The sequence below is a fragment of the Mesorhizobium sp. J428 genome, from assembly GCF_024699925.1.
In the GTDB taxonomy this organism is placed as follows: domain Bacteria; phylum Pseudomonadota; class Alphaproteobacteria; order Rhizobiales; family Rhizobiaceae; genus Mesorhizobium_A.
Window position 1 is genome coordinate 112,513 of record NZ_JAJOMX010000001.1, and the last position, 19,002, is coordinate 131,514.

At 67.0% G+C, this 19,002-nt stretch carries 18 protein-coding genes and 1 pseudogene; 8 read left to right on the forward strand and 11 right to left on the reverse strand.

Annotation, left to right across the window (positions count from 1 at the left end; genetic code table 11):
* Nucleotides 1-18: 18 nt before the first annotated feature.
* Both LRS09_RS00580 and LRS09_RS00585 read right to left on the reverse strand, forming a co-directional pair.
* Complete coding sequence (locus LRS09_RS00580) at nucleotides 19-234, reverse strand: hypothetical protein (protein ID WP_257803621.1); 216 nt, start codon at nucleotides 232-234, stop codon at nucleotides 19-21.
* Between the two features lie 122 nt (nucleotides 235-356).
* Nucleotides 357-878, reverse strand: a complete 522-nt coding sequence (locus tag LRS09_RS00585; protein ID WP_257803622.1) for a winged helix DNA-binding protein — start codon at nucleotides 876-878, stop codon at nucleotides 357-359.
* 98 nt (nucleotides 879-976) lie between these two features.
* Between LRS09_RS00585 and LRS09_RS00590 the strand changes: the two genes are divergently transcribed.
* On the forward strand, nucleotides 977-4,630 hold the full coding sequence (locus LRS09_RS00590) for a hydantoinase B/oxoprolinase family protein (RefSeq protein WP_257803623.1): 3,654 nt from the start codon (nucleotides 977-979) through the stop codon (nucleotides 4,628-4,630).
* A 6-nt stretch (nucleotides 4,631-4,636) separates the two neighbouring features.
* Here LRS09_RS00590 and LRS09_RS00595 read toward each other — a convergent pair whose 3' ends face one another.
* Genes LRS09_RS00595 through LRS09_RS00605 form a run of 3 tightly spaced genes read right to left on the reverse strand, consistent with a single transcriptional unit; the run spans nucleotide 4,637 to nucleotide 5,895 of the window.
* Nucleotides 4,637-5,026 (reverse strand): cupin domain-containing protein, encoded by a 390-nt coding sequence (locus LRS09_RS00595; RefSeq protein ID WP_257803624.1) that lies wholly within the window; start codon nucleotides 5,024-5,026, stop codon nucleotides 4,637-4,639.
* Between the two features lie 60 nt (nucleotides 5,027-5,086).
* Nucleotides 5,087-5,566 carry an SRPBCC domain-containing protein gene (locus LRS09_RS00600; protein WP_257803625.1) on the reverse strand — a complete coding sequence of 160 codons (480 nt, stop codon included), beginning with the start codon at nucleotides 5,564-5,566 and terminating at the stop codon, nucleotides 5,087-5,089.
* Nucleotides 5,563-5,895, reverse strand: a complete 333-nt coding sequence (locus tag LRS09_RS00605) for a helix-turn-helix transcriptional regulator (protein WP_257803626.1) — start codon at nucleotides 5,893-5,895, stop codon at nucleotides 5,563-5,565. The genes LRS09_RS00600 and LRS09_RS00605 overlap by 4 nt, the downstream gene beginning before the upstream one ends.
* Nucleotides 5,896-6,053: 158 nt before the next feature.
* On the opposite strand from LRS09_RS00605, the pseudogene LRS09_RS00610 reads away from it, so the two are divergent.
* Together LRS09_RS00610 and LRS09_RS00615 are read left to right on the forward strand one after the other, a co-directional pair.
* A pseudogene (locus LRS09_RS00610) lies at nucleotides 6,054-7,296 on the forward strand (DUF3419 family protein).
* 1 nt (nucleotide 7,297) lies between these two features.
* Nucleotides 7,298-7,954, forward strand: a complete 657-nt coding sequence (locus LRS09_RS00615; RefSeq protein ID WP_257803627.1) for a class I SAM-dependent methyltransferase — start codon at nucleotides 7,298-7,300, stop codon at nucleotides 7,952-7,954.
* Between the two features lie 8 nt (nucleotides 7,955-7,962).
* Here LRS09_RS00615 and LRS09_RS00620 read toward each other — a convergent pair whose 3' ends face one another.
* Nucleotides 7,963-9,342: a serine hydrolase gene (locus LRS09_RS00620; protein WP_257803628.1), complete on the reverse strand. Its 1,380-nt coding sequence runs from the start codon at nucleotides 9,340-9,342 to the stop codon at nucleotides 7,963-7,965.
* 198 nt (nucleotides 9,343-9,540) lie between these two features.
* Here LRS09_RS00620 and LRS09_RS00625 point away from each other — a divergent pair, with 198 nt between their 5' ends.
* Genes LRS09_RS00625 through LRS09_RS00640 form a run of 4 tightly spaced genes read left to right on the forward strand, consistent with a single transcriptional unit; the run spans nucleotide 9,541 to nucleotide 12,719 of the window.
* Nucleotides 9,541-10,332 carry a glycoside hydrolase family 25 protein gene (locus tag LRS09_RS00625; RefSeq protein ID WP_257803629.1) on the forward strand — a complete coding sequence of 264 codons (792 nt, stop codon included), beginning with the start codon at nucleotides 9,541-9,543 and terminating at the stop codon, nucleotides 10,330-10,332.
* Between the two features lie 20 nt (nucleotides 10,333-10,352).
* Nucleotides 10,353-11,576 (forward strand): lytic murein transglycosylase, encoded by a 1,224-nt coding sequence (locus tag LRS09_RS00630; protein WP_374684892.1) that lies wholly within the window; start codon nucleotides 10,353-10,355, stop codon nucleotides 11,574-11,576.
* 10 nt (nucleotides 11,577-11,586) lie between these two features.
* Nucleotides 11,587-12,003 (forward strand): CidA/LrgA family protein, encoded by a 417-nt coding sequence (locus tag LRS09_RS00635; protein ID WP_257803631.1) that lies wholly within the window; start codon nucleotides 11,587-11,589, stop codon nucleotides 12,001-12,003.
* Nucleotides 12,000-12,719 (forward strand): LrgB family protein, encoded by a 720-nt coding sequence (locus LRS09_RS00640; protein ID WP_257803633.1) that lies wholly within the window; start codon nucleotides 12,000-12,002, stop codon nucleotides 12,717-12,719. Before LRS09_RS00635 ends, LRS09_RS00640 begins: the two co-directional genes overlap by 4 nt.
* Before the next feature lie 3 nt (nucleotides 12,720-12,722).
* On the opposite strand, the gene LRS09_RS00645 is transcribed toward LRS09_RS00640, so the two are convergent.
* The 5 genes from LRS09_RS00645 to LRS09_RS00665 all read right to left on the reverse strand — a co-directional run bounded on the left by LRS09_RS00645 (nucleotide 12,723) and on the right by LRS09_RS00665 (nucleotide 17,665).
* Nucleotides 12,723-13,127, reverse strand: a complete 405-nt coding sequence (locus LRS09_RS00645) for a hypothetical protein (RefSeq protein WP_257803634.1) — start codon at nucleotides 13,125-13,127, stop codon at nucleotides 12,723-12,725.
* Nucleotides 13,102-13,695, reverse strand: a complete 594-nt coding sequence (locus LRS09_RS00650; protein WP_257810092.1) for a hypothetical protein — start codon at nucleotides 13,693-13,695, stop codon at nucleotides 13,102-13,104. The genes LRS09_RS00645 and LRS09_RS00650 overlap by 26 nt, the downstream gene beginning before the upstream one ends.
* 346 nt (nucleotides 13,696-14,041) lie before the next feature.
* Nucleotides 14,042-15,253 carry a YeeE/YedE family protein gene (locus LRS09_RS00655; RefSeq protein WP_257803635.1) on the reverse strand — a complete coding sequence of 404 codons (1,212 nt, stop codon included), beginning with the start codon at nucleotides 15,251-15,253 and terminating at the stop codon, nucleotides 14,042-14,044.
* A gap of 87 nt (nucleotides 15,254-15,340) precedes the next feature.
* Entirely contained in the window at nucleotides 15,341-16,261 is a 921-nt protein-coding gene (locus LRS09_RS00660) for a sulfurtransferase (RefSeq protein WP_257803637.1), read from the reverse strand.
* A gap of 180 nt (nucleotides 16,262-16,441) precedes the next feature.
* Nucleotides 16,442-17,665, reverse strand: a complete 1,224-nt coding sequence (locus LRS09_RS00665; protein ID WP_257803638.1) for an alanine racemase — start codon at nucleotides 17,663-17,665, stop codon at nucleotides 16,442-16,444.
* A gap of 136 nt (nucleotides 17,666-17,801) precedes the next feature.
* On the opposite strand from LRS09_RS00665, the gene LRS09_RS00670 reads away from it, so the two are divergent.
* Complete coding sequence (locus LRS09_RS00670; protein WP_257803639.1) at nucleotides 17,802-18,740, forward strand: DMT family transporter; 939 nt, start codon at nucleotides 17,802-17,804, stop codon at nucleotides 18,738-18,740.
* Nucleotides 18,741-19,002 lie beyond the last annotated feature (262 nt).

Sequence of the window (19,002 nt, forward strand, 5' to 3'; positions counted from 1 at the left end):
CGGTCATGGCGCCCGCCGTTACTCGCTCGGAGCGGGCGTAGTGGGCGTCGCAGGCTGCATCTCTTCAGCAGGTGCCTGCGGAGCCGGTGTCGGCGTTGCAGCCGGATCGGACGGAGCCGGGGTGGTCTGCGCCGGCGGATCGACGCTCTGCGTCGTCGTGGTGTCGGTATCGCTGCAGGCGGCAACGCCGAACAGGGCGACAGCGGCGGCGGAAGCAAGGATCAGTTTCTTCATCGTCCATCTCCTTCAGAAAACGACTTTCTTTCGGTGAGACGCCCCTTCGGGCAGTCGAGATGGGAACGCCGGCCTCGGAACGAGGTTTCGTAACGTTGTGTGACGGATGGTAACGTTTGTCGTCACATGCTGGAGGCGGCGCGGGCAGCCTGGTCATACTGCCCGGACAGCGCGCGCATCAGCGCCGCAATCGCGGAGAGTTCGCCGCCGTCGAAATTGAGCCGCTGGACGCTGTCGACCAGAAGCGCCTCGCGGATGTCGCGGTAGCGGCGGCAGGTCTCGGCGCCGGCCGGCGTGACCTTGGCCGTCCGCTCTTTGCCCCGCCTGCCGCCGGCGACGAGGCCGAGGCCCTCGAGCTTCTTCAGCGCATAGGCGACGATGTGGGTGTCCTCGATGTTGAACATCATGCACAGGTCCGCGAGCGTCTTCTCGCGGTCGCGATGGTTGACAGCGTGCAGGATCAAGACCTCGATCGGCGTCAGTCCCGGCACGCCGGCAGCGGCCATGCCGCGGACCATCCAGCGCTGGAACGCGTTGGAGACGATGGTCAGCGCAAATTCGACCTCGGAGAGCGGCGGCAGCGCGCCATCCGCGAGATGCGCCGCCGAAACAACGGGACCGATTGTCTGCTTGCCTGCTGTCATTCGAGTCTCACATTCATAAGATGTCGATAAAATATCGATGACATGACCATATTCTCGCGATATGACGATGGCAAGCGTGACCGAGGGAGAATACCGCCATGCAGGAGAGCTGGGATTTCTGGATCGACCGCGGCGGCACGTTCACCGACGTCATCGGCCGGGCGCCCGACGGCTCGCTGCACCCGCGCAAGCTGCTGTCCGAGAACCCCGAGGCCTATCGCGACGCCGCCGTGCAGGGCATCCGCGACCTGCTTGGTCTGAAGCCCGGAGAAGCGATCCCCGCCGGCTTGATCGGCGACGTCAAGATGGGCACGACGGTCGCCACCAACGCGCTTCTGGAGCGCAAGGGCGACCGCGTGCTCCTGCTCGTCACCAAGGGCTTCCGCGACGCGCTGCGCATCGCCTACCAGGCCAGGCCCGACATCTTCGCCAAGCAGATCATCCTGCCCGAGCAGCTCTACGAGCGCGTCGTCGAGGTGCCCGAGCGGGTGCGCGTCGACGGGACACTGGAAACAGCGCTCGATCTCGATGCGGTACGCGACGAGGTCGCCGCCGCGAAAGCCGACGGCATCGACGCCGTCGCCATCGTCTTCATGCATGCGTGGAAATATCCCAACCACGAAAGCCGCGCCGAGGCGCTCTGCCACGACATCGGCTTCAGCCAGATATCGGTCAGCCACAAGGTCTCGCCGCTGATCAAGCTGGTCGGCCGGGGCGATACGGCCGTCGTCGACGCCTACCTGTCGCCGATCCTGTCGCGCTACGTGCAGAGGGTGGCGGGGGAGCTTGGCACGACGTCAATCTCCCTCCTTGAGGGGGAGATTGGCCAACCACAATCCCCTCGCCTCATGTTCATGATGTCCTCCGGCGGCCTGACCGCCGCCGACATGTTCCAGGGCAAGGACGCGCTGTTGTCCGGCCCGGCTGGCGGTGTGGTCGGCATGGTCGAGACGGCCAGGCTCGCCGGCTTCGACAGGGTCATCGGCTTCGACATGGGCGGCACCTCGACCGACGTCGCGCATTACGACGGCGAGTATGAGCGCGCCTTCGACACCGAGGTGGCGGGCGTCAGGGTGCGCGCGCCGATGATGCGCATCCATACGGTTGCAGCCGGTGGCGGCTCGATCCTCCACTATGCCGACGGGCGCTTCCAGGCAGGCCCGGATTCGGCCGGCGCCAATCCCGGCCCTGCCTGCTATCGCCGCGGCGGCCCGCTCGCCGTCACCGACGCCAACGTCATGCTCGGCAAGCTGCAGCCGGATTTCTTTCCGGCGATCTTCGGCCCGGACCAGAACGAACCGCTCGACACGGACGTGGTGCGGGCGAAGTTCGCCGACCTGGCCGCCAGAATCGGCGACGGCCGCACGCCGGAAGCGGTGGCCGAGGGCTTCATCACCATCGCGGTCGAGAACATGGCGAACGCGATCAAGAAGATCTCGGTCCAGCGCGGCTACGACGTCACCGAATATCTGCTCAACTGCTTCGGCGGCGCGGGTGGCCAGCACGCCTGCCTTGTCGCGGATGCGCTCGGCATGGAGGCAGTGCTGGTGCATCCATTCTCCGGCCTGCTGTCAGCCTACGGCATCGGCCTCGCCTCCGTGTTCGCCTCGCGCCAGCAGGCGCTGATCAAGCCACTGACGCAGGACTCGGTGGCGGAGATCGATGCGCTTATCGGGAGCCTCGGCGAGATGGTGTTCGAGGAACTGCGGGCGCAGGGCGTCCCGGACGACGCCATCGCTTGGCGGCCCGTCCTAATGATCCGCTACGACGGCACCGACACCGCGCTGCCGATCAACTTCGCGGAGCGCTCGGTCGAGAAGGCCCGCGCCGACTTCGAGGTGGCGCACAAGGCGCAGTTCGGCTTCGTCTACGACAACAAGCCGATGATCGTGGAATCGATCGACCTGCAGGGGCATGATGGCCGCGTGGCCGGCCGGGACGAGACCGCGCGCGAGATCGTGGACGAGACCCTCGCCGCCCGCCTCACCCGGCCGGTCTTCGCGGAAGGCGAATGGCGCGACGCCGGCATCTTCCGCCGCGACGAGCTGAAACCCGGCAACCGCGTCGCCGGGCCGGCGCTGATGATCGAGAGCCACCAGACCATCGTGATCGAGCCCGGCTGGCAGGCCGAGATCACCGCGCAGGACCACGTGCTCCTGCGGCGCACGATCAAAAAGCGCCGCAAGGCCGCACTCGGCACCGAGGCCGATCCGGTGATGCTGGAAGTGTTCAACAACCTGTTCATGGCAATCGCCGAGCAGATGGGCGTCACGCTCCAGAACACCGCCTATTCGGTGAACATCAAGGAGCGGCTCGACTTCTCCTGCGCCGTGTTCGACCGCACGGGCGCTCTGGTGGCGAACGCGCCCCACATGCCGGTGCACCTCGGCTCGATGGACCGCTCGGTCGAGACGATCATCCGGCTGAACGAGGGCGACATCCATCCGGGCGACGTCTTCGCGCTGAACGCGCCCTACAATGGCGGCACGCACCTGCCCGACATCACGGTGGTGACGCCGGTGTTCGACCCGGCCGGCGAGGAGATCCTCTTCTTTACCGCCTCGCGCGGCCACCACGCCGACGTCGGCGGCACAGCCCCCGGCTCCATGACGCCGCTCGCCACGACCGTGGACGAGGAAGGCGCGTTGTTCGACAATTTCCGCATCGTCGACCGCGGCCGCTTCCGCGAGAAGGAGCTGCACACCCTCCTGACAGACCACCCTTACCCGGCCCGCAATCCGCATCAGAACATCGCCGACCTGAAGGCCCAGATCGCCGCCAACGAGAAGGGCGTGGCGGAGCTGCGCAAGATGGTCGAGCATTTCGGGCTCGACGTGGTGGAGGCCTATATGGGCCATGTGCAGGACAATGCCGCCGAGAGCGTGCGCCGCGTGCTGCTGTCGCTGCCGGACGAGTCGACCTACGACTATCCGACGGACACCGGCCAGACGATCAAAGTGAGGATCACGGTCGACCGCGACAAGCGCGAGGCGACAGTTGACTTCACCGGCACCTCGCCGGTGATGAAGAACAACTTCAACGCACCGGAGCCGGTCGCGCGCGCGGCCGTGCTTTACGCCTTCCGCGTCATGGTCGAGGCCAACATCCCGATGAATGCCGGGTGCCTGCGGCCGATCAACATCATCATCCCTGATGGCTGCATGCTGCGCCCGACCTACCCGGCCGCCGTGGTGGCCGGCAATGTCGAGACCTCGCAGCACGTCACCAATGCGATGTTCGGCGCCATGGGCGCGCTGGCCAATGCGCAAGGGACGATGAACAACCTGACCTACGGCAACGAGACGTATCAATATTACGAGACGATCTGCTCCGGCTCGCCGGCCGGCCGCTTCAACGACGGCACGGGCTTCCACGGCACGTCGGGCGTGCACACGCATATGACGAATTCTCGTCTGACCGACCCGGAAATCCTCGAACTGCGCTTCCCGGTCCTGCTGGAGGACTTCCACATCCGCAAGGAGTCCGGCGGCAAGGGCAACTGGAACGCCGGCGACGGCACCAGGCGCACCATCCGCTTCCTGGAGACGATGGAATGCGCGATCCTCTCCTCGCACCGCGGCGCGCCCCCACGTGGCGTGGCGGGCGGCGGCGACGGCCAGGTCGGCAAGACAGAGGTTCGGCGCCTCGACGGCCGGATCGAAACGCTGCGCGCCTGCGACCAGACGGTGCTGGAAGCCGGCGAGGCCGTCATCGTCACCACGCCGACGCCGGGGGGATTTGGATCAGTTTGACCGACCCTACTCCAGATTGGTCTGGATCCACCTCGGCGAGTGGTGGATATCGATCGTCTGCAACCGCCCCGGGCCGAGGTTGACGAAGCGGTGCGGCACGCCGGCGGGCCCGAGCACCGTATCGCCGGCCGCGGCGTCGATCACCTGGTCGCCGACGAAGAAGCGGGCCCGGCCCTGCGTGATGACGAACACCTCGTCATAAGGGTGGATGTGAAGGACCGGACCGAGGCCCGGTTCGTCATTGCCATAGGTCAACACGGTCACTGCCGCGCCGAGGGCCTCGCCGTTCACCGAACCGCGATACGGACCGACCTGCGTGCCGTCAAACAGGCGCGCCTTGGCGGGCGGGCGACCGTCGGGCGTGACGGTCGCGGGGTCGAAGTCGCGTCGAACCATTTGTTCCTCCTGTCAGAACGGGAGGATGGTCGAGACCTTGCGTGGACGCAAGGCGGACGCCTACGCCGGGGCGCCCGCCAGCATCTCCTCCATCCGCGCATAGCTTGCCTCCATGCCGTGTTCCATGCCGGAGGCGAGCATCGCGGCTCGGGCTTCGGCATCGGGCAGTGTCATACGCATGGTGAGCAGGGTGCCCTGTCCGTCGGCCTTGAAGTCGGTCTCTACATGGTTGTCGGGGGTCGGGTCGGGCAGGAACATCCGCTCGACATGGACGGTGCGGCTGTAGGGCTCGACGGCGATGTATTCGCCGGTCAGGTAAAAGCCGCCGCCCTTGCCGTCGCTCCACTCGCAGCGGATCCTCCCGCCAGGCTTCGGCTCGCTGATGCAGACCGGCATGGTCCAGCCCTCCGGCCCGAGCATCCATTTCTGCATCAACTCTGCCTCGGTGTGTGCCCGGAACACGGCCTTCGGCGCGGCTGCGAAGCGGCGGGTGACGACGACATGGGTGTCGCCCTCGATCTTTAAACTCAGTCTGCTCATCTCTCTCCCTTTCCGTCATCCATCGTTGCCAGAAGCGCGTCGAGCCGCGCGTAGTTCCTCGAAAGCGTGTCGCGCAGCCCGATCAGCCAGCGATCGAGTTCATCGATCGCCTCGGGCGCGATGCGGCAGTGCCGCTTCGTGCCCTCCGCCCGGCGCATCACCAGGCCGGCCTCCTCCAGCACCTTGATGTGCCGCGAGATCGCCGGCTGGCTCATCGCGAAGGGCTTCGCCAGTTCCATCACCGTCACCTCCCCGCTCGCCAGCCGGGCGAGGATCGCCCGCCGGGTCGGGTCGGCGAGTGCCGCAAACCCCGCATCGAGATCCCTCATCCATTACGTCTCCTTTATATAAACAACTTGTTATATAGAAGATCGCCTATCGTCAAGCGGTTTTCGACAACGCCGTCATCGTCGCGTCATCGAGGCGTCAACCGCGCGTCATCAGACCTTCATAGGCACGGGATCACCGCTCAGCAGGGATTCGCGCCATGACCGACATTTCCGCAGGTTCCGGCATCGCCACGCGGCGCCATGTCGGCCGCGCCGTCTACCAGCACAAGGCACTCAGCAAGGACGGCCTGTCGGAGCGCCTGTTCGCGCTGCTCTTCTCCGGCCTGGTCTATCCGCAGATCTGGGAGGATCCCGAGATCGACATGGAGGCGATGGAGCTCGGTGCCGGCCATCGCGTCGTCACGATCGCCTCGGGCGGCTGCAACATGCTCGCCTATCTCACCGCCTCGCCGGCGCGCATCGACGTGGTCGACCTCAATGCCGCCCATGTCGCGCTGAACCGGCTGAAGCTCGCCGCCGCCCGGCATCTGCCCGGCCAGCAGGATTTCGCCCGCTTCTTCGGCGCCTCGGGCGCGGACCACAACGCGCTCGCCTACGACCGCTTCGTCGCGCCGCATCTGGACGCCGCGAGCCGCGCCTACTGGGAGAAGCGCGATCTGCTCGGCCGCCGCCGCATCTCGGTGTTCGACCGCAACTTCTACCGCACCGGCCTGCTCGGCTTCTGTATCGCACTCGGCCATCGCGCGGCGAAGCTGCACGGCGTCGACCCGGCCGGCCTGATGCAGGCCAAGACGGTTGCCGACCAGAAACGCTTCTTCCGCGAGCAGCTCGCGCCGCTGTTCGACCGGCGGCTGATCCGCATGGCAACGGCGCGAAAGGCCTCGCTGTTCGGCCTCGGCATTCCGCCGGCGCAAGTACGACGCACTGGTGACGGCGGGCAAAGACGGCATGGCCGGCGTGCTGCGCGACCGGCTGGAGAAGCTCGCCTGCCACTTCCCGCTCGCCGACAACTACTTCGCCTGGCAGGCCTTCGCCCGCCGCTATCCGGCGCAGGGCGAGGCTGCCCTGCCCCGCTATCTCGAGCCGCGCCATTTCGCGGCGATCCGCGCCAATACCGAACGCGTCACGGTCCACCACGCCAACTATATCGACCTGCTCGCCGGCAAGCCGGCCGCCAGCGTCGACCGCTACATCCTGCTCGACGCGCAGGACTGGATGACGGATGCCCAGCTCAATGCGCTGTGGAGCGAGATCACCCGGACCGCGGCACCCGGCGCCCGCGTCATCTTCCGCACGGCGGCCGCGCCGACGCTGCTGCCGGGCCGCGTCTCGTCCGCGATTCTCGACCAGTGGGACTATCGCGAAGAGCAGTCGCGCGAGCTTTCCGCACGCGACCGCTCGGCGATCTATGGCGGCTTCCACCTCTATGCGAAACGCTGACATGGCCGTGACCGAGACCCACGCCGCGCTGATGGACGACGTCTATCGCTGGCAGCGGCACGTCTACGACCTGACCCGCAAATACTACCTGCTCGGCCGCGACAGAATGATCGATCGGCTCGACGCCGGGCCAGGCACCACGGTGCTGGAGCTTGGCTGCGGCACCGGCCGCAATCTCGCGCTCGCCACGCGCCGGCACCGCCAGGCGCAGCTCTTCGGCCTCGACATTTCGGCGCAGATGCTTGAGACGGCGCAGGCCTCGCTTACCCGCGCCGGCCTCGGCGACAAGGTGCGCCTCGCCGAGGCGGACGCGACGGACTTCGATCCGCAGGCGCTGTTCGGCCGCGCCGCCTTCGACCGCGTCTATATCTCCTATTCGCTGTCGATGATCCCCGACTGGAAGCGCTGCGTCAGCCAGGCGATGCGGGTCCTCGCGCCGGGCGGTTCGCTGCATATCGTCGACTTCGGCCGGCAGGAACGCCTGCCGGGATGGTTCCGCGCCGCACTTCGCGCGTGGCTCGCCAGATTCCACGTCGCCCCGCGCGACGACCTGCGCGAAGTGCTTGAATCGATCTCGCGGCAAACCGGCGCAAGCCTCGAATATGAATCGCTATTCCGCGGCTATGCAGTGCATGCGATCGTGGGCCTACCCCGCTGACCGTATGCCTAAGGCAAAGCCTTGACCAGCGCTGCCAAAATCGCCTGCGACTTATAGCCGAGCTTCGAGGGCGTGAGCCCCAGCCGCACGACGACGAGTTGTTTCGACGGCACGATTGCCATCGACTGTCCGTCATGGCCGAGCGCCCAGACGGTATCGGCCGGCAGGTCGAAACCGGCATCGGGGTCCTGGCCGTCCGGCGTTCCGGCCGAGGGACCGTTCAGCCACATCTGGCCCTGGGTGTATTCCGCCGGCGCAGCGCTCGACGGCGCGCGCATCATCGCGGCGTAACCGGCCGGCAGGACCGCCTCGCCGTTCCACAGCCCGTCCTGCAGCAGTAACTGGCCGAAGCGGGCCCAGTCGCGCGCGGTGGCGTAGAGGTAGGACGAGCCGACAAAAGTGCCGCGCGCATCGGCCTCCAGCACGGCGCTGCGCATGCCGATCGGATCGAACAGCTCGCGCCGCGGCCAGGCGAGCGCATCGGCGCCGGCCGCGTTCTGCCAGATGCGCGACAGCATCACCGTGGTGCCGCTGGAATAGGAGAATACCTTGCCGACCTCGTGCGCCAGCGGCTTGGCGGCGGCGAAGGCGGCCATGTCCGGCTCGAGATAAAGCATGCGCGTGACGTCGGTCACGTCGCCATAGTCCTCATTGAACTCCAGCCCGCTCGACATCGACATCAGGTCGCGCAGCTTGATCGCGCCGCGGCCGTCAGCCTTCCAGGCCTCGAACAGGCCGGTGTCGTCGAGGCTCAGTTTTCCCTCGCGCACCAGCGTGCCGATAATGGCCGCCGTCACCGTCTTGGTCATCGACCAGCCGAGCAGAGGCGTGGTCTCCGAGAAGCCCTCGCCATAGCGCTCACCGACAATCCGTCCGTTCTTGACTACAACTACGGCGCGCAAGCCCGGCCCCATCATGCCGGGATCGTCGAGGATCGCCGTGACGGCAGGATCCTGCGACGGCTCGACCGTCTCGCCTTCCGGCCACAGCGCCTGCGAGGCCTCGCCCGCCGCGGCCGGCACGGGCGCCAGCTTCGCCGCGGCCTCGTCGCCATCCGGCACCGAGGCACAGCCGGCACCTTCGCGCGCCACGGCAAGTCCGCCGCCGAACATGCCGAGAAGGCTCGCATGTGCGCTCTTGGCCTCGCGATCGACATTCATCGCGATGAGGCCGAGAATCGGATGGCCAGGCGCCTGCACGTCGACCTTCAGCACCTCGTGCTGGTCGCGGTCGGCGATGAAGACGTTGGAGCAGACGATCTTGGCGGAATAGCCCGCCGCCACCTGGATCAGCGCGGGAGGCGCAACGTAGAGCCAGCCGGCAAAGACCACCACGATCACCGCCGCCAGGATCGCCAGCCATTTGAGCAGCTTGCCGATCAGCCTCATATCCCGCCCCCTGCCTTGGATTTGCCGAACTCGCGCCCGATCCGTGGCGGCAAGTCTTGGGCGCGGCACGGGGAAAAATCAATGGCGTGCGGATCGGGCCAATCGGCCGAAGTCCTTCCGGCCAGTTTCGCACAATCCCGGCTATCCATTGTGTTGGCCGCTGCGGCCGATCCGCGGCTGCCTCGCCTCGGAGTATCCATGCGCCGTCTCGCGGCCCTCTTCGTCATTGCAACGCTCGCTGCCTGCTCGGGCGGCGGACTGCAGGATCTTGCGCCCGGTTCAGCGGACACGCCGGTCGTGTCCGGCCCGCGCTTCGGCGACCGCGACCCACATGACTGGCAGGCGCGCAAGCCCTGGGACTACGCGGTCCACGGCACGGACGTCTCCAAATACCAGAACAAGGTCGACTGGCACTCCGCCAAGGGAAAGGGCATCTCCTTCGCCTTCGTGAAGGCGACCGAGGGCGGCGACCGCGTCGACGACAAGTTCCAGGAGCACTGGGCGAATGCGCGCGCGGCCGGCGTGCCCCGCGGCGCCTATCATTTCTTCTATTTCTGCCGCCCGGCCTCCGAACAGGCCGAATGGTTCATCCGCAACGTGCCGAAGGAGCGCGGCGCGCTGCCTCCGGTGCTCGACATGGAGTGGAACCACCTCTCGCCCACCTGCCGGCTGCGGCCGCCGCCCGAGACGGTGCGCGCGGAGATGCGCGTCTTCCTCGACATGGTGCAGAAGCACTACGGCAAGCGGCCGATCATCTACACCGACCCCGCCTTCTTTGACCGCAACGGCCTGTCGGCCTTCCGCGGCTATCCATTCTGGCTGCGCTCCACCGCCGGCCATCCGACCGAGAAATACGGCGACCACCCCTTCGTCTTCTGGCAGTATACCGGCACGGGCACCGTACCCGGCATCCCGGGAGACGCCGACATCAACGTCTTCAACGGTTCTGCTTCGTCCTGGCGCAAATGGCTCCAGGAGAATGCGCATTGATTGGCGGCCATGCCGCATTTATGCCCGGACCGCATGCTGTCACGCACGCAGCAACCCGGAGACGACCCATGATGAGACACGCCCTCGCGGCTGCCACGGCCCTTACGCTGCTTGCCGGCCCCGCCTTCGCCCAGACCTGCGGCGGCGACTTCAACGCCTGGCTGGACGGGATGCGCGCGGAAGCGCAAACGGCGGGCGTCGGCGAACGCGGGCTCGAGGCCCTTGCCGGAGTGCAGATGGACACGAGAGTCCTCTCACGCGACCGCGCGCAGGGAGTGTTCGCTCAGAATTTCATCGAGTTCTCCAGCCGCATGGTCTCGGGCTACCGCCTGAAACAGGGTGCCGCGAACCTGAAGAAATATGCCGATGTCTTCGCCCGCGCCGAGGCCGAATACGGCGTGCCCGGCCCGGTCATCGCCGCCTTCTGGGCGCTGGAGACGGATTTCGGCGCCGTGCAGGGCGACTTCCACACGCTGAGCGCACTCGCGACACTTGCGCATGACTGCCGCCGGCCCGAACTCTTCCGCCCGCAGATCGTGCCGCTCTTGACCCTGATCGACCGCGGCGTGCTGCCGGCCGACGTGCAGGGCGCCTGGGCCGGCGAGCTCGGCCAAACGCAGATCCTGCCCTCCGACTACCTCGAGAAGGGCCGCGACGGCGACGGCGACGGGCTCGTCGACCTGCGCAACGACCCCGCCGACGTGATCATGACCACGGCCAACTTCCTCAAGTCGATGGGCTGGCGCGCGGGCGAGCCCTGGATGCAGGAAGTGCGCGTCCCAGCCGAGATGGACTGGGCCGACAGCGGCCGCGAGAACCAGCATCCGCGCTCGCACTGGGCCGCGGCCGGCGTCACCGCCCGCGATGGCTCGCCGCTGCCGGCCGACGCCCAGCCGTCGAGCCTCGTCCTGCCGATGGGGCGGAAGGGTCCGGCCTTCCTGATCTATCCGAACTTCGACGTCTATCTCGAATGGAACCAGTCCTTCGTCTACACGCTGACGGCCGGCCATCTCGCCGCCCGCTTCGCCGGCGAACCCGCCTACGACAAGCGCAATCCGGACCGGGCGCTGACCATCGAGGAGATGAAGCACTTGCAGGAGAAGCTTGCCGCGCGCGGCCACGACGTCGGCAAGATCGACGGCGTGCTGGGCACTGGCACGCGCACCGCGCTGCAGAAGGTCCAGGCCGAGCTCGGCCTGCCCGCCGACGGCTGGCCGACGCAGCAGCTCCTCGTCATTCTCTGAGAACGGCGCGATGACCGCCGGCGGCGATCCCTCTCCTCCTCCCGCCGCGCCGCTCAACCTTCCCCGCGCGATCCTCGCGCTGCTTGTGTGCCAGCTGGCCGGCGAGACGATCGTTCTGGTCGCCCGCTCGGTCTATCCGGCAATCGCCTTTCCCGGCCCGGTCGTGGGCATGGCGCTGATGTTCGTCCTCCTCGTCTGGCGCAAGGGACCGGACGACGGGCTGGACGCAGCATCGGGCGCGATCCTGCGCAACCTGTCGCTGCTCTTCGTGCCGGCGGCGGTCGGCATCGTGCAATACGGCCCGGTGCTGCGCGATTTCGGCCTCACGCTCGCCGTCGCCCTGATCGCGTCGACCGTGCTGACGCTGCTGGTCACGGTCGGCGTCTTCCTCCTCGTCGCCCGGCTGCAGGGGAAGGATGCGGAATGAGGCCAGACATCGTCTCGATCTGGGTCTATCTTTCCGCCTCGCCGCTGACCTGGCTGACGGCGACGCTCGCGGCCTATGTCGCGGCCGACTGGATTGCGGCGCGCCTCGGCAGGCGTCCGATCGCCAATCCGGTCGTGATCGCGGCGGCGATCCTCGCCGTACTCCTGATCGCCACCGGAACCGACTACGCCACCTACTTCGAGGGCGCGCAGTTCGTGCATTTCCTGCTCGGCCCGGCGACGGTGGCGCTTGCGATCCCGCTCTGGCGCAACCTCGCCATGGTCCGCCGTGCATTGCTGCCGATGGCCGCGGCACTCCTCGCCGGTTCGGTGACGGCGGCCGTAAGCGCGGTCGCCATAGCCTGGACGTTGGGCGCGCCGGCCGACGTGCTCGCCTCGCTCGCACCGAAATCGACGACAGCGCCGATCGCGATGGAACTGTCGAAGAGCCTCGGCGGCATTCCGGCGCTGACCGCCGTGCTCGTCGTGATGACCGGCATCATCGGCGCCGTCGTCGTGACACCCTTGATGAACGCGCTGAAGATCACGAACTACGCCGCGCGCGGCTTCGCCGTCGGCGTGGCCTCGCACGGCATCGGCACGGCGCGCGCCTTCCAGGTGTCGGAGATCGCCGGCACTTTCGCCGGCATCGCCATGGGTCTCAACGGCGCGCTGACCAGCCTTCTGGTGCTGGTCTGGCTGGCGCTGCTCGGCTGAGCCTCAGTCGGCGTCGCATTCCCATTCCATCTCGGACACGAACACGCTTTCGGTGACGACGTCGCCGCTCGGATCGATCAGGTCGCCGATCAGGTAATAGTCGCCGTCCTCCCCCTGCTCCTCGCCGATAAGATCGAGCGACCAGGAAAGCCCGATCCGGCTGCCGTCGCTCCAGTCGGGATGGATGTCCTCATAGTCCGGCGACGCGAGGATTCGCGCGCTGCTGGAGATCGGCGAACAGGTGGCGGAAGTGCGGGCGACGCGGCGAAGGCGAGCAGGACGGCAAGGGCCAGGCGCATGGGCACTCCAGGGGTTTGCGGCCGCGCTGCGGCGACCAGACAGGCGGGTGCAGGATAGATCGCCGTGCGGCGGGATTGAGGCGTCAGGCCGCCGCAGGCTGAAAGACAAACTCCGACGTCACTTCCAGCGCGTGGTCCTGGCGGGCAGGCGTGTCATCCTGGGGCCGATGGCCCGAGATCGCCGCATCCCGCGCATGGATCAGGTCCGCGATCCGCTCCTCGTGCGCAACGAACATCGCGGTCAGCCAGTGGTTGACGAGATAAGACGGCCTCGGCATCTGCACGTCGAAGCGCGACAGCAGCGCGATCGTGGGTTCCGCGTCCAGCCAGTCGTCGCCGACCACCCACTGGTTGACGGTAAAGATCCGCAGTGGCCTTCCGTAGGCATCCACGCCGATCGCCGCGAGATGATGGATCGGACCGCCAACGCCATCAGGGCGCACAAAACAATGGAAGTGGCCGTGCTCAGCGGCGCCCTCCTCGGCGGGATGGCAATGATAGAACCACTGCGACCCCGTCGCGGGATCGAACACGTCGCCCGGCGGATAGTGCTCCCATGCCGTGATGCCGTCGACCTCGCGGAACGTTTCCGACAGGACGTTCAGGCCCGCCTTGGCGAGCACCCCCTCGCAGAAGGCGATCTCGGCCAGCGCCCGGTCCCGCGCCTCGGCACTCATCCGGATGTTCCCGGCGGCTGGACGCCCGGCGGCGGCGGAGGCGGCAGTTTCTTCGCCGGCGGCGGAGGTGGAGCGAGCTTCTTGGCCGGTGGCGGCGGCGGTGCGAGCTTTGCCGGCTGGGCGGCGGAACATGGCGCGCCCGCCGCACAGGGCGCTGCTGCAGGAGCTGCAGCCGGCGCGGACGGTGCGGCGGCGGCGCACGGTGCGCCGGCAGCACAGGGAGCCGCGCCCGAACTCGCGGCAGCGGGAACGGCAGCGCGCTGGACCGGATGGTTATAGTGATCGACCGCCACCGCAGCGGTCGCTGCTGCGAGTGCCGCGCCGAACAGGATCGTGTTGCGCCCGCTCATTTGCGGAACCCGTCGAGGCCGAAGGCGGGGCGCAGCCACACGCCCACCAGAGATCCGCCGAAGGCGGCCGCGAACCACACCCAGCCATGCACGCTGCCCGAGGCGATGCCGCTGAACAGCGCGCCGATGTTGCAGCCGAAGGAGAGCCGAGCGCCATAGCCCATCAGCAAGCCGCCGATGATCGCCGCCATCAGCGAGCCAATTGGCAGCTTGGCCTGCGGTGCGAAGCTTCCGGCAAGGCTTGCGGCAAGGCCGGCACCAAGGATGATGCCGAAATCCATCACCGAGGTGACGTCGTCCAGCACGCTGGAATTCAACGCCTTCTGCGGCCCGGGCCAGTTCCAGAACGCCCAGGTCTCGACCGGTATGCCGATGCCCTGCGCGATCTTGGCGCCCCACAGGCCGAAGCCGAACGTCACCGACCAGGGATGGCCGGCGAGCAGCAGCGTCACGATATTGAGGATCGCCAGTGCGAGACCGGCGCCGACCAGCGGCCACGGGCCGTGCACCAGCCACGTCCAGCCAGGCCGCTTCGGCGCAGGCTCGCGCTCGATGTCGCCATGCATGCGCCGCTCGACCAGCGCCGAGACCAGCGCGACAAGGCCGAGTCCCACCAGCGTCATCAGCACCGCCGTCGCGACACCGAAGGTTTGGCCGAGGCTGATCGCAGGCCAGGACGGCAGTTCCAGCCACCACGGCAGGTGCGCGGTGCCGATCACGGCGCCGATGACGAAGAAGGCAAGCGTGACCAGCATCCGCGCCGACCCGCCGCCCACCGTAAACAGCGTGCCCGAGCCGCAACCACCGCCGAGTTGCATGCCGAGGCCGAAGATCGCCGCTCCCACCAGCACCGAGACGCCGACCGGCGCCAGCGCGCCGACCAGCGGCTGCCCGCCGAGGCTGCCGGCCGACAGGAGCGGGATCATCGCCACGGTGGTCACTGCGATCATCAGCATCTGCGCACGGATCGCCCTGCCCCGGCCCTCGACGACGAAGCGGCGCCAGCCGCCGGTGAAGCCGAACGACCCGTGATACAGCGCCACGCCCAGGCCCCCGCCAACGAGGAACAGCGCGGCCTGTCGCAGGTCGACCAGCCAGGCGATGGCGAGGAAGCCGACGACGAAGGCGGCCCCCGCCACTTTGGCCGGCGCGCCGTCGATCGTGACGGGCGGAAGATACTTGGGCGGCGCGGCCGCGATGTCGGTCATGCGATACAATCCACGTCAAACGAAGGATGCCCGGATCGCTCCGGACATCCTTTCCTTATCGTCGGGAATGAAGTGCGGGCAAGTCGCTCAGGAGCCGGTCTTGTCCTCAAGCGGACGCGCCGGGTCCGAGGCCCACTCGGCCATAGAGCCGTCATACATGCGGGTGTTCTTGTTACCGAGGATCTCGCTCAGGCCGAACCACGCCACCGAGGCCCAGTGGCCGGTGTTGCAAAACACGATGTTCTCCTGGTCCTTGGCCAGGCCAACCGCTTCCGACAACGCCTTGATCGTCTCAGGCGTCGCATATTCCGCGTTCTCGGCGCTGTAGAAGTCGCTGTGCTTGATGTTCACGGCGCCTGGCAGCGTGCCTTCGGCGCGCACGATCGGGCTCTTCGACTTTCCCTCGTACTGCTCGGTCGGGCGGCCGTCGATCAGCTTGGTGCCGGCCTTGAGGGCGGCCTCCACATCGGCGGTGGTGGCGCGGATCTTGTCGTTCAACGACACGGTGAACGTGGCGGCCTCGGGCTTCGCGGCTTCCGCCACGCGCTCGCCGCCGGCGGCGTCATACTGGCGCCAGCCGCCGTCGAGGATCGAGACCTCTTCATGGCCGAGATATTTGAACGTCCAGTAGACGCGGGTCGCGCCGCCGAACTCGGTCGAATCGGTGCCCCACGGCACGATCACCACATGGTCGTCATTGTCAATGCCGAGATCGCCGATCAGCTTGGCGAGGTTCTCGACCGGCGGCAGCATGCCGGGGATGCCCTGCACCTCGGTGCGCCAGCCGGCCGTGGCGTAGGGAGCGACGACCGCGTTCGCCAGATATGGCTTGTCGCCGAGCTCCGTCTCCGCGACCTTGTCGCGGATGTCGATGATGACGACGTTGTCCTTGCCCGAATGTTCCTTGACCCAGGCGGCGTCAACGAGAGGCGTGATCGCCTCCTGGGCAAGGGCGGGCGCGGCAGCGCCCAACAGGGCGAGTGCGACGGTGGCGAATACGAGGCGCATGACGGGACTCCCAATGGAATACGACCGGGGTTCTATCACGTGCAGAAAGAGGCCTCACGGCACGAGCGACCGCACCGCTACAATGTATGGAGAAAAATGTTCCCGCTTAGAGTCGGCGGATAGATTGTCATTCCGGAATGTCGGAAACAAGACATTCCGGACACCCGTTTTATCCTGTTGTCAGCTCGCAGCCATCGTCTCAAGGCTGGCAAAACCTTCCGGCTTGCCGCCCTCGTGGAACGGCGTCGCGACCTCGACAAAGGTGTCGGGATAAAAGCCGTTGAAGCGGGTGCGCAGCGACAGAGAATAGGCGCCGATGTGGCCGATCTCGATCCAGTCGCCGGTGTCGACGGTCTCCGGCAGCCAGAACGGACGCGACAGGATGTCGACGGAATCGCAGGTCGCCCCGCAGACCTTGAACGGCACGATGTTCGACACGTCGCCGTTGCGGCTGCGGATCGCGGGATCGGGGATGAAGCGGGCGGGCAGCGTGATCTTGCCGGTCCACGAATCCGACAGCGACGCCCAGATGCCGTCGTTGATATAGAGCCGCCGGCCCTTCCTCAACAGCACGCGGACGATCAGCGAGAACGCGCGGGCGACGATCACGCGCCCGGGCTCGGCCACCAGCGGCGTGTCGCCGAACCCCCATTCGCGCAAGTCGCCGCGGAAGCGCGACATCAGTTGCGACAGCGACGGCATGCTGGGCGCCTTGCGGTTCGGATCGTGGCCGTATTCGGCCGGAAAGCCGCCGCCGACGTCGAGCCCGCACAACTCGACGCCGGCGCGGTTGCGCACCCAGTCGGCGGTCTTCAGCGCCCGGTCGTAGGTGTCAGGGTCCTCGATCTGGCTGCCGACATGGAAGCAGATGCCGACCTTGTATCCGGTGCGCGCCAGTCGCTGCAGCAACTCTACCGCCTGTGCTGGCCCCGCGCCGAATTTCTTCGACAGCTCGTAGGCCGCATGTCCCTTGGTCTGGATGCGGACATAAACCTCGACAGAGCCCGGGTCGATATCGAGCGCGCGCACGATGCGCGTCAGCTTGACGATCTCGTCCTCGTGGTCGACCGCGATCACGCGGATGCCATAGGTCTCCAGCGCCAGCCGGATGTCCGACTGCGCCTTGACCGGGTGCATGTAGAGCATCTCCGCCTCGGGCGCGACGGCGCGCACGGCGGCGAACTCGCCCGGCGAGGCGACGTCGAACGCCTTCACGCCGGCTTCGGCCAGCGTCTTGAGGACGATCGGTTCGCCGTTCGTCTTGACCGCATAGGCGGTCTTGCCCGGGAACATCGCCATGAAGTCGCGCGCATCGGTCTTCAGCACGTCCGGATGGAAGCAGTAGACCGGCTCATCCGGACGCAGTTCCAGCGCGGCGGCCTTGGCGGTCTCGAATCTCTGCATCGGCGGTCCCCGTTTTCGCGCGAAGCTATCAGCGGCGCGTGGCAGGCGAAAGCGGTGCCCGGTCCGAAGGTTCCGGAAACGGGTGGCGAAGGTCGTGGAACCGGACTATCGATGCCTGCCCATCTTGGATATCCGCATGAGTCTTGCCTCGCCTGCCGCACCGCAGAACCCCTCAATGACAGCCCGCATGTGGGCCCTACTCTTCCTTCTCGGCATCATCTGGGGCGGCTCCTTTTTCAGCGTCTCCATCGCCGTCAAGGAAATCCCGCCGCTGACGCTCGTTCTGCTCCGCGTGGCGATCGCAGCGACGGCGCTTCACCTCTATCTGCTGGCCCGCGGCCCCTCCTTCGCGCTCGCCCTCCCCTATGCGGGCTGGTTTGTGCTGCTTGCGCTACTCAACAATGTCGTGCCGTTCTCGCTGATGTTCATCGGCCAGACGGCGATCGGTGCCGGCCTCGCCTCGGTGTTGAATGCGACAACGCCGTTCTGGACGCTGATCCTGGTCGGTCTCGTCTTCCGCATGGAGAAGCCCGGCCTGAACAAACTAGTGGGCGTCGTGATCGGTATTGCCGGCACCGCCGTGATGATCGGCCCGGGACTCGCGGCCGGCATCGGCGGCCCGGTCTGGGCGAAGCTCGCCCTGATCGGCACCGCGCTGTCCTACGCCTTCTCGTTCATCGTATCCCGCCGCTTCGCCGCCTTGCCGCCGATCCTGGTCGCGACCGGCCAGCTGACGGCCTCGACGGTGATGATGATCCCGATCGCGCTCTATTCGGACGGGCTCGATGGCTTCCTGCATGCCGGCGCCGGTGCATGGACGGCTACGCTCGCGCTCGCACTGGTCGCGACCGCCTTCGCCTATCTGATCTTCTTCGAGCTGATCCGGACGGCGGGCCAGTCGAACACCTCGCTGGTGACCATGATCACGCCGGTCAGCGCAGTGCTCCTCGGCGCGATCTTCCTCGGCGAACGGCTGGAATTGTTCGAACTGGCTGGCATGGCCCTGATCGGGCTTGGCCTCGTCACCATCGACGGGCGGCTGTTTTCGCGTCGCAAGGCGGCCACACCGGCCTGAATTGGGCGCCCGGACGCCACCCGGCGAAAAAATGTCGAACTGAAGGCATCGACGAAAGCGGAAGCGTTTTCCTAGGTTTGAGCCGTTCGAAGGCACCGTTTTTGCACAGCCTGTTGCGGCGCAGCAACAAAACCCCTTGTCACTGGCTCAGATACGCATACACTTCTGGCATAGTCCGCAGAGGAGGTACACCTATGGGACTGACACGGCCGATCAATACGATTGTGATTTGTGCTGCGTTCGCCTTTATCGGCGCCATGAT

Excerpts from the sequence above, each read along its gene's own strand:
- LRS09_RS00580 (WP_257803621.1), bottom strand. The coding sequence starts at position 234 with ATGAAGAAACTGATCCTTGCTTCCGCCGCCGCTGTCGCCCTGTTCGGC.
- LRS09_RS00585 (WP_257803622.1), bottom strand. The coding sequence starts at position 878 with ATGACAGCAGGCAAGCAGACAATCGGTCCCGTTGTTTCGGCGGCGCAT.
- LRS09_RS00590 (WP_257803623.1), top strand. The coding sequence starts at position 977 with ATGCAGGAGAGCTGGGATTTCTGGATCGACCGCGGCGGCACGTTCACC.
- LRS09_RS00595 (WP_257803624.1), bottom strand. The coding sequence starts at position 5,026 with ATGGTTCGACGCGACTTCGACCCCGCGACCGTCACGCCCGACGGTCGC.
- LRS09_RS00600 (WP_257803625.1), bottom strand. The coding sequence starts at position 5,566 with ATGAGCAGACTGAGTTTAAAGATCGAGGGCGACACCCATGTCGTCGTC.
- LRS09_RS00605 (WP_257803626.1), bottom strand. The coding sequence starts at position 5,895 with ATGAGGGATCTCGATGCGGGGTTTGCGGCACTCGCCGACCCGACCCGG.
- LRS09_RS00615 (WP_257803627.1), top strand. The coding sequence starts at position 7,298 with ATGGCCGTGACCGAGACCCACGCCGCGCTGATGGACGACGTCTATCGC.
- LRS09_RS00620 (WP_257803628.1), bottom strand. The coding sequence starts at position 9,342 with ATGAGGCTGATCGGCAAGCTGCTCAAATGGCTGGCGATCCTGGCGGCG.
- LRS09_RS00625 (WP_257803629.1), top strand. The coding sequence starts at position 9,541 with ATGCGCCGTCTCGCGGCCCTCTTCGTCATTGCAACGCTCGCTGCCTGC.
- LRS09_RS00630 (WP_374684892.1), top strand. The coding sequence starts at position 10,353 with ATGCCCGGACCGCATGCTGTCACGCACGCAGCAACCCGGAGACGACCC.
- LRS09_RS00635 (WP_257803631.1), top strand. The coding sequence starts at position 11,587 with ATGACCGCCGGCGGCGATCCCTCTCCTCCTCCCGCCGCGCCGCTCAAC.
- LRS09_RS00640 (WP_257803633.1), top strand. The coding sequence starts at position 12,000 with ATGAGGCCAGACATCGTCTCGATCTGGGTCTATCTTTCCGCCTCGCCG.
- LRS09_RS00650 (WP_257810092.1), bottom strand. The coding sequence starts at position 13,695 with ATGAGTGCCGAGGCGCGGGACCGGGCGCTGGCCGAGATCGCCTTCTGC.
- LRS09_RS00655 (WP_257803635.1), bottom strand. The coding sequence starts at position 15,253 with ATGACCGACATCGCGGCCGCGCCGCCCAAGTATCTTCCGCCCGTCACG.
- LRS09_RS00660 (WP_257803637.1), bottom strand. The coding sequence starts at position 16,261 with ATGCGCCTCGTATTCGCCACCGTCGCACTCGCCCTGTTGGGCGCTGCC.
- LRS09_RS00665 (WP_257803638.1), bottom strand. The coding sequence starts at position 17,665 with ATGCAGAGATTCGAGACCGCCAAGGCCGCCGCGCTGGAACTGCGTCCG.
- LRS09_RS00670 (WP_257803639.1), top strand. The coding sequence starts at position 17,802 with ATGAGTCTTGCCTCGCCTGCCGCACCGCAGAACCCCTCAATGACAGCC.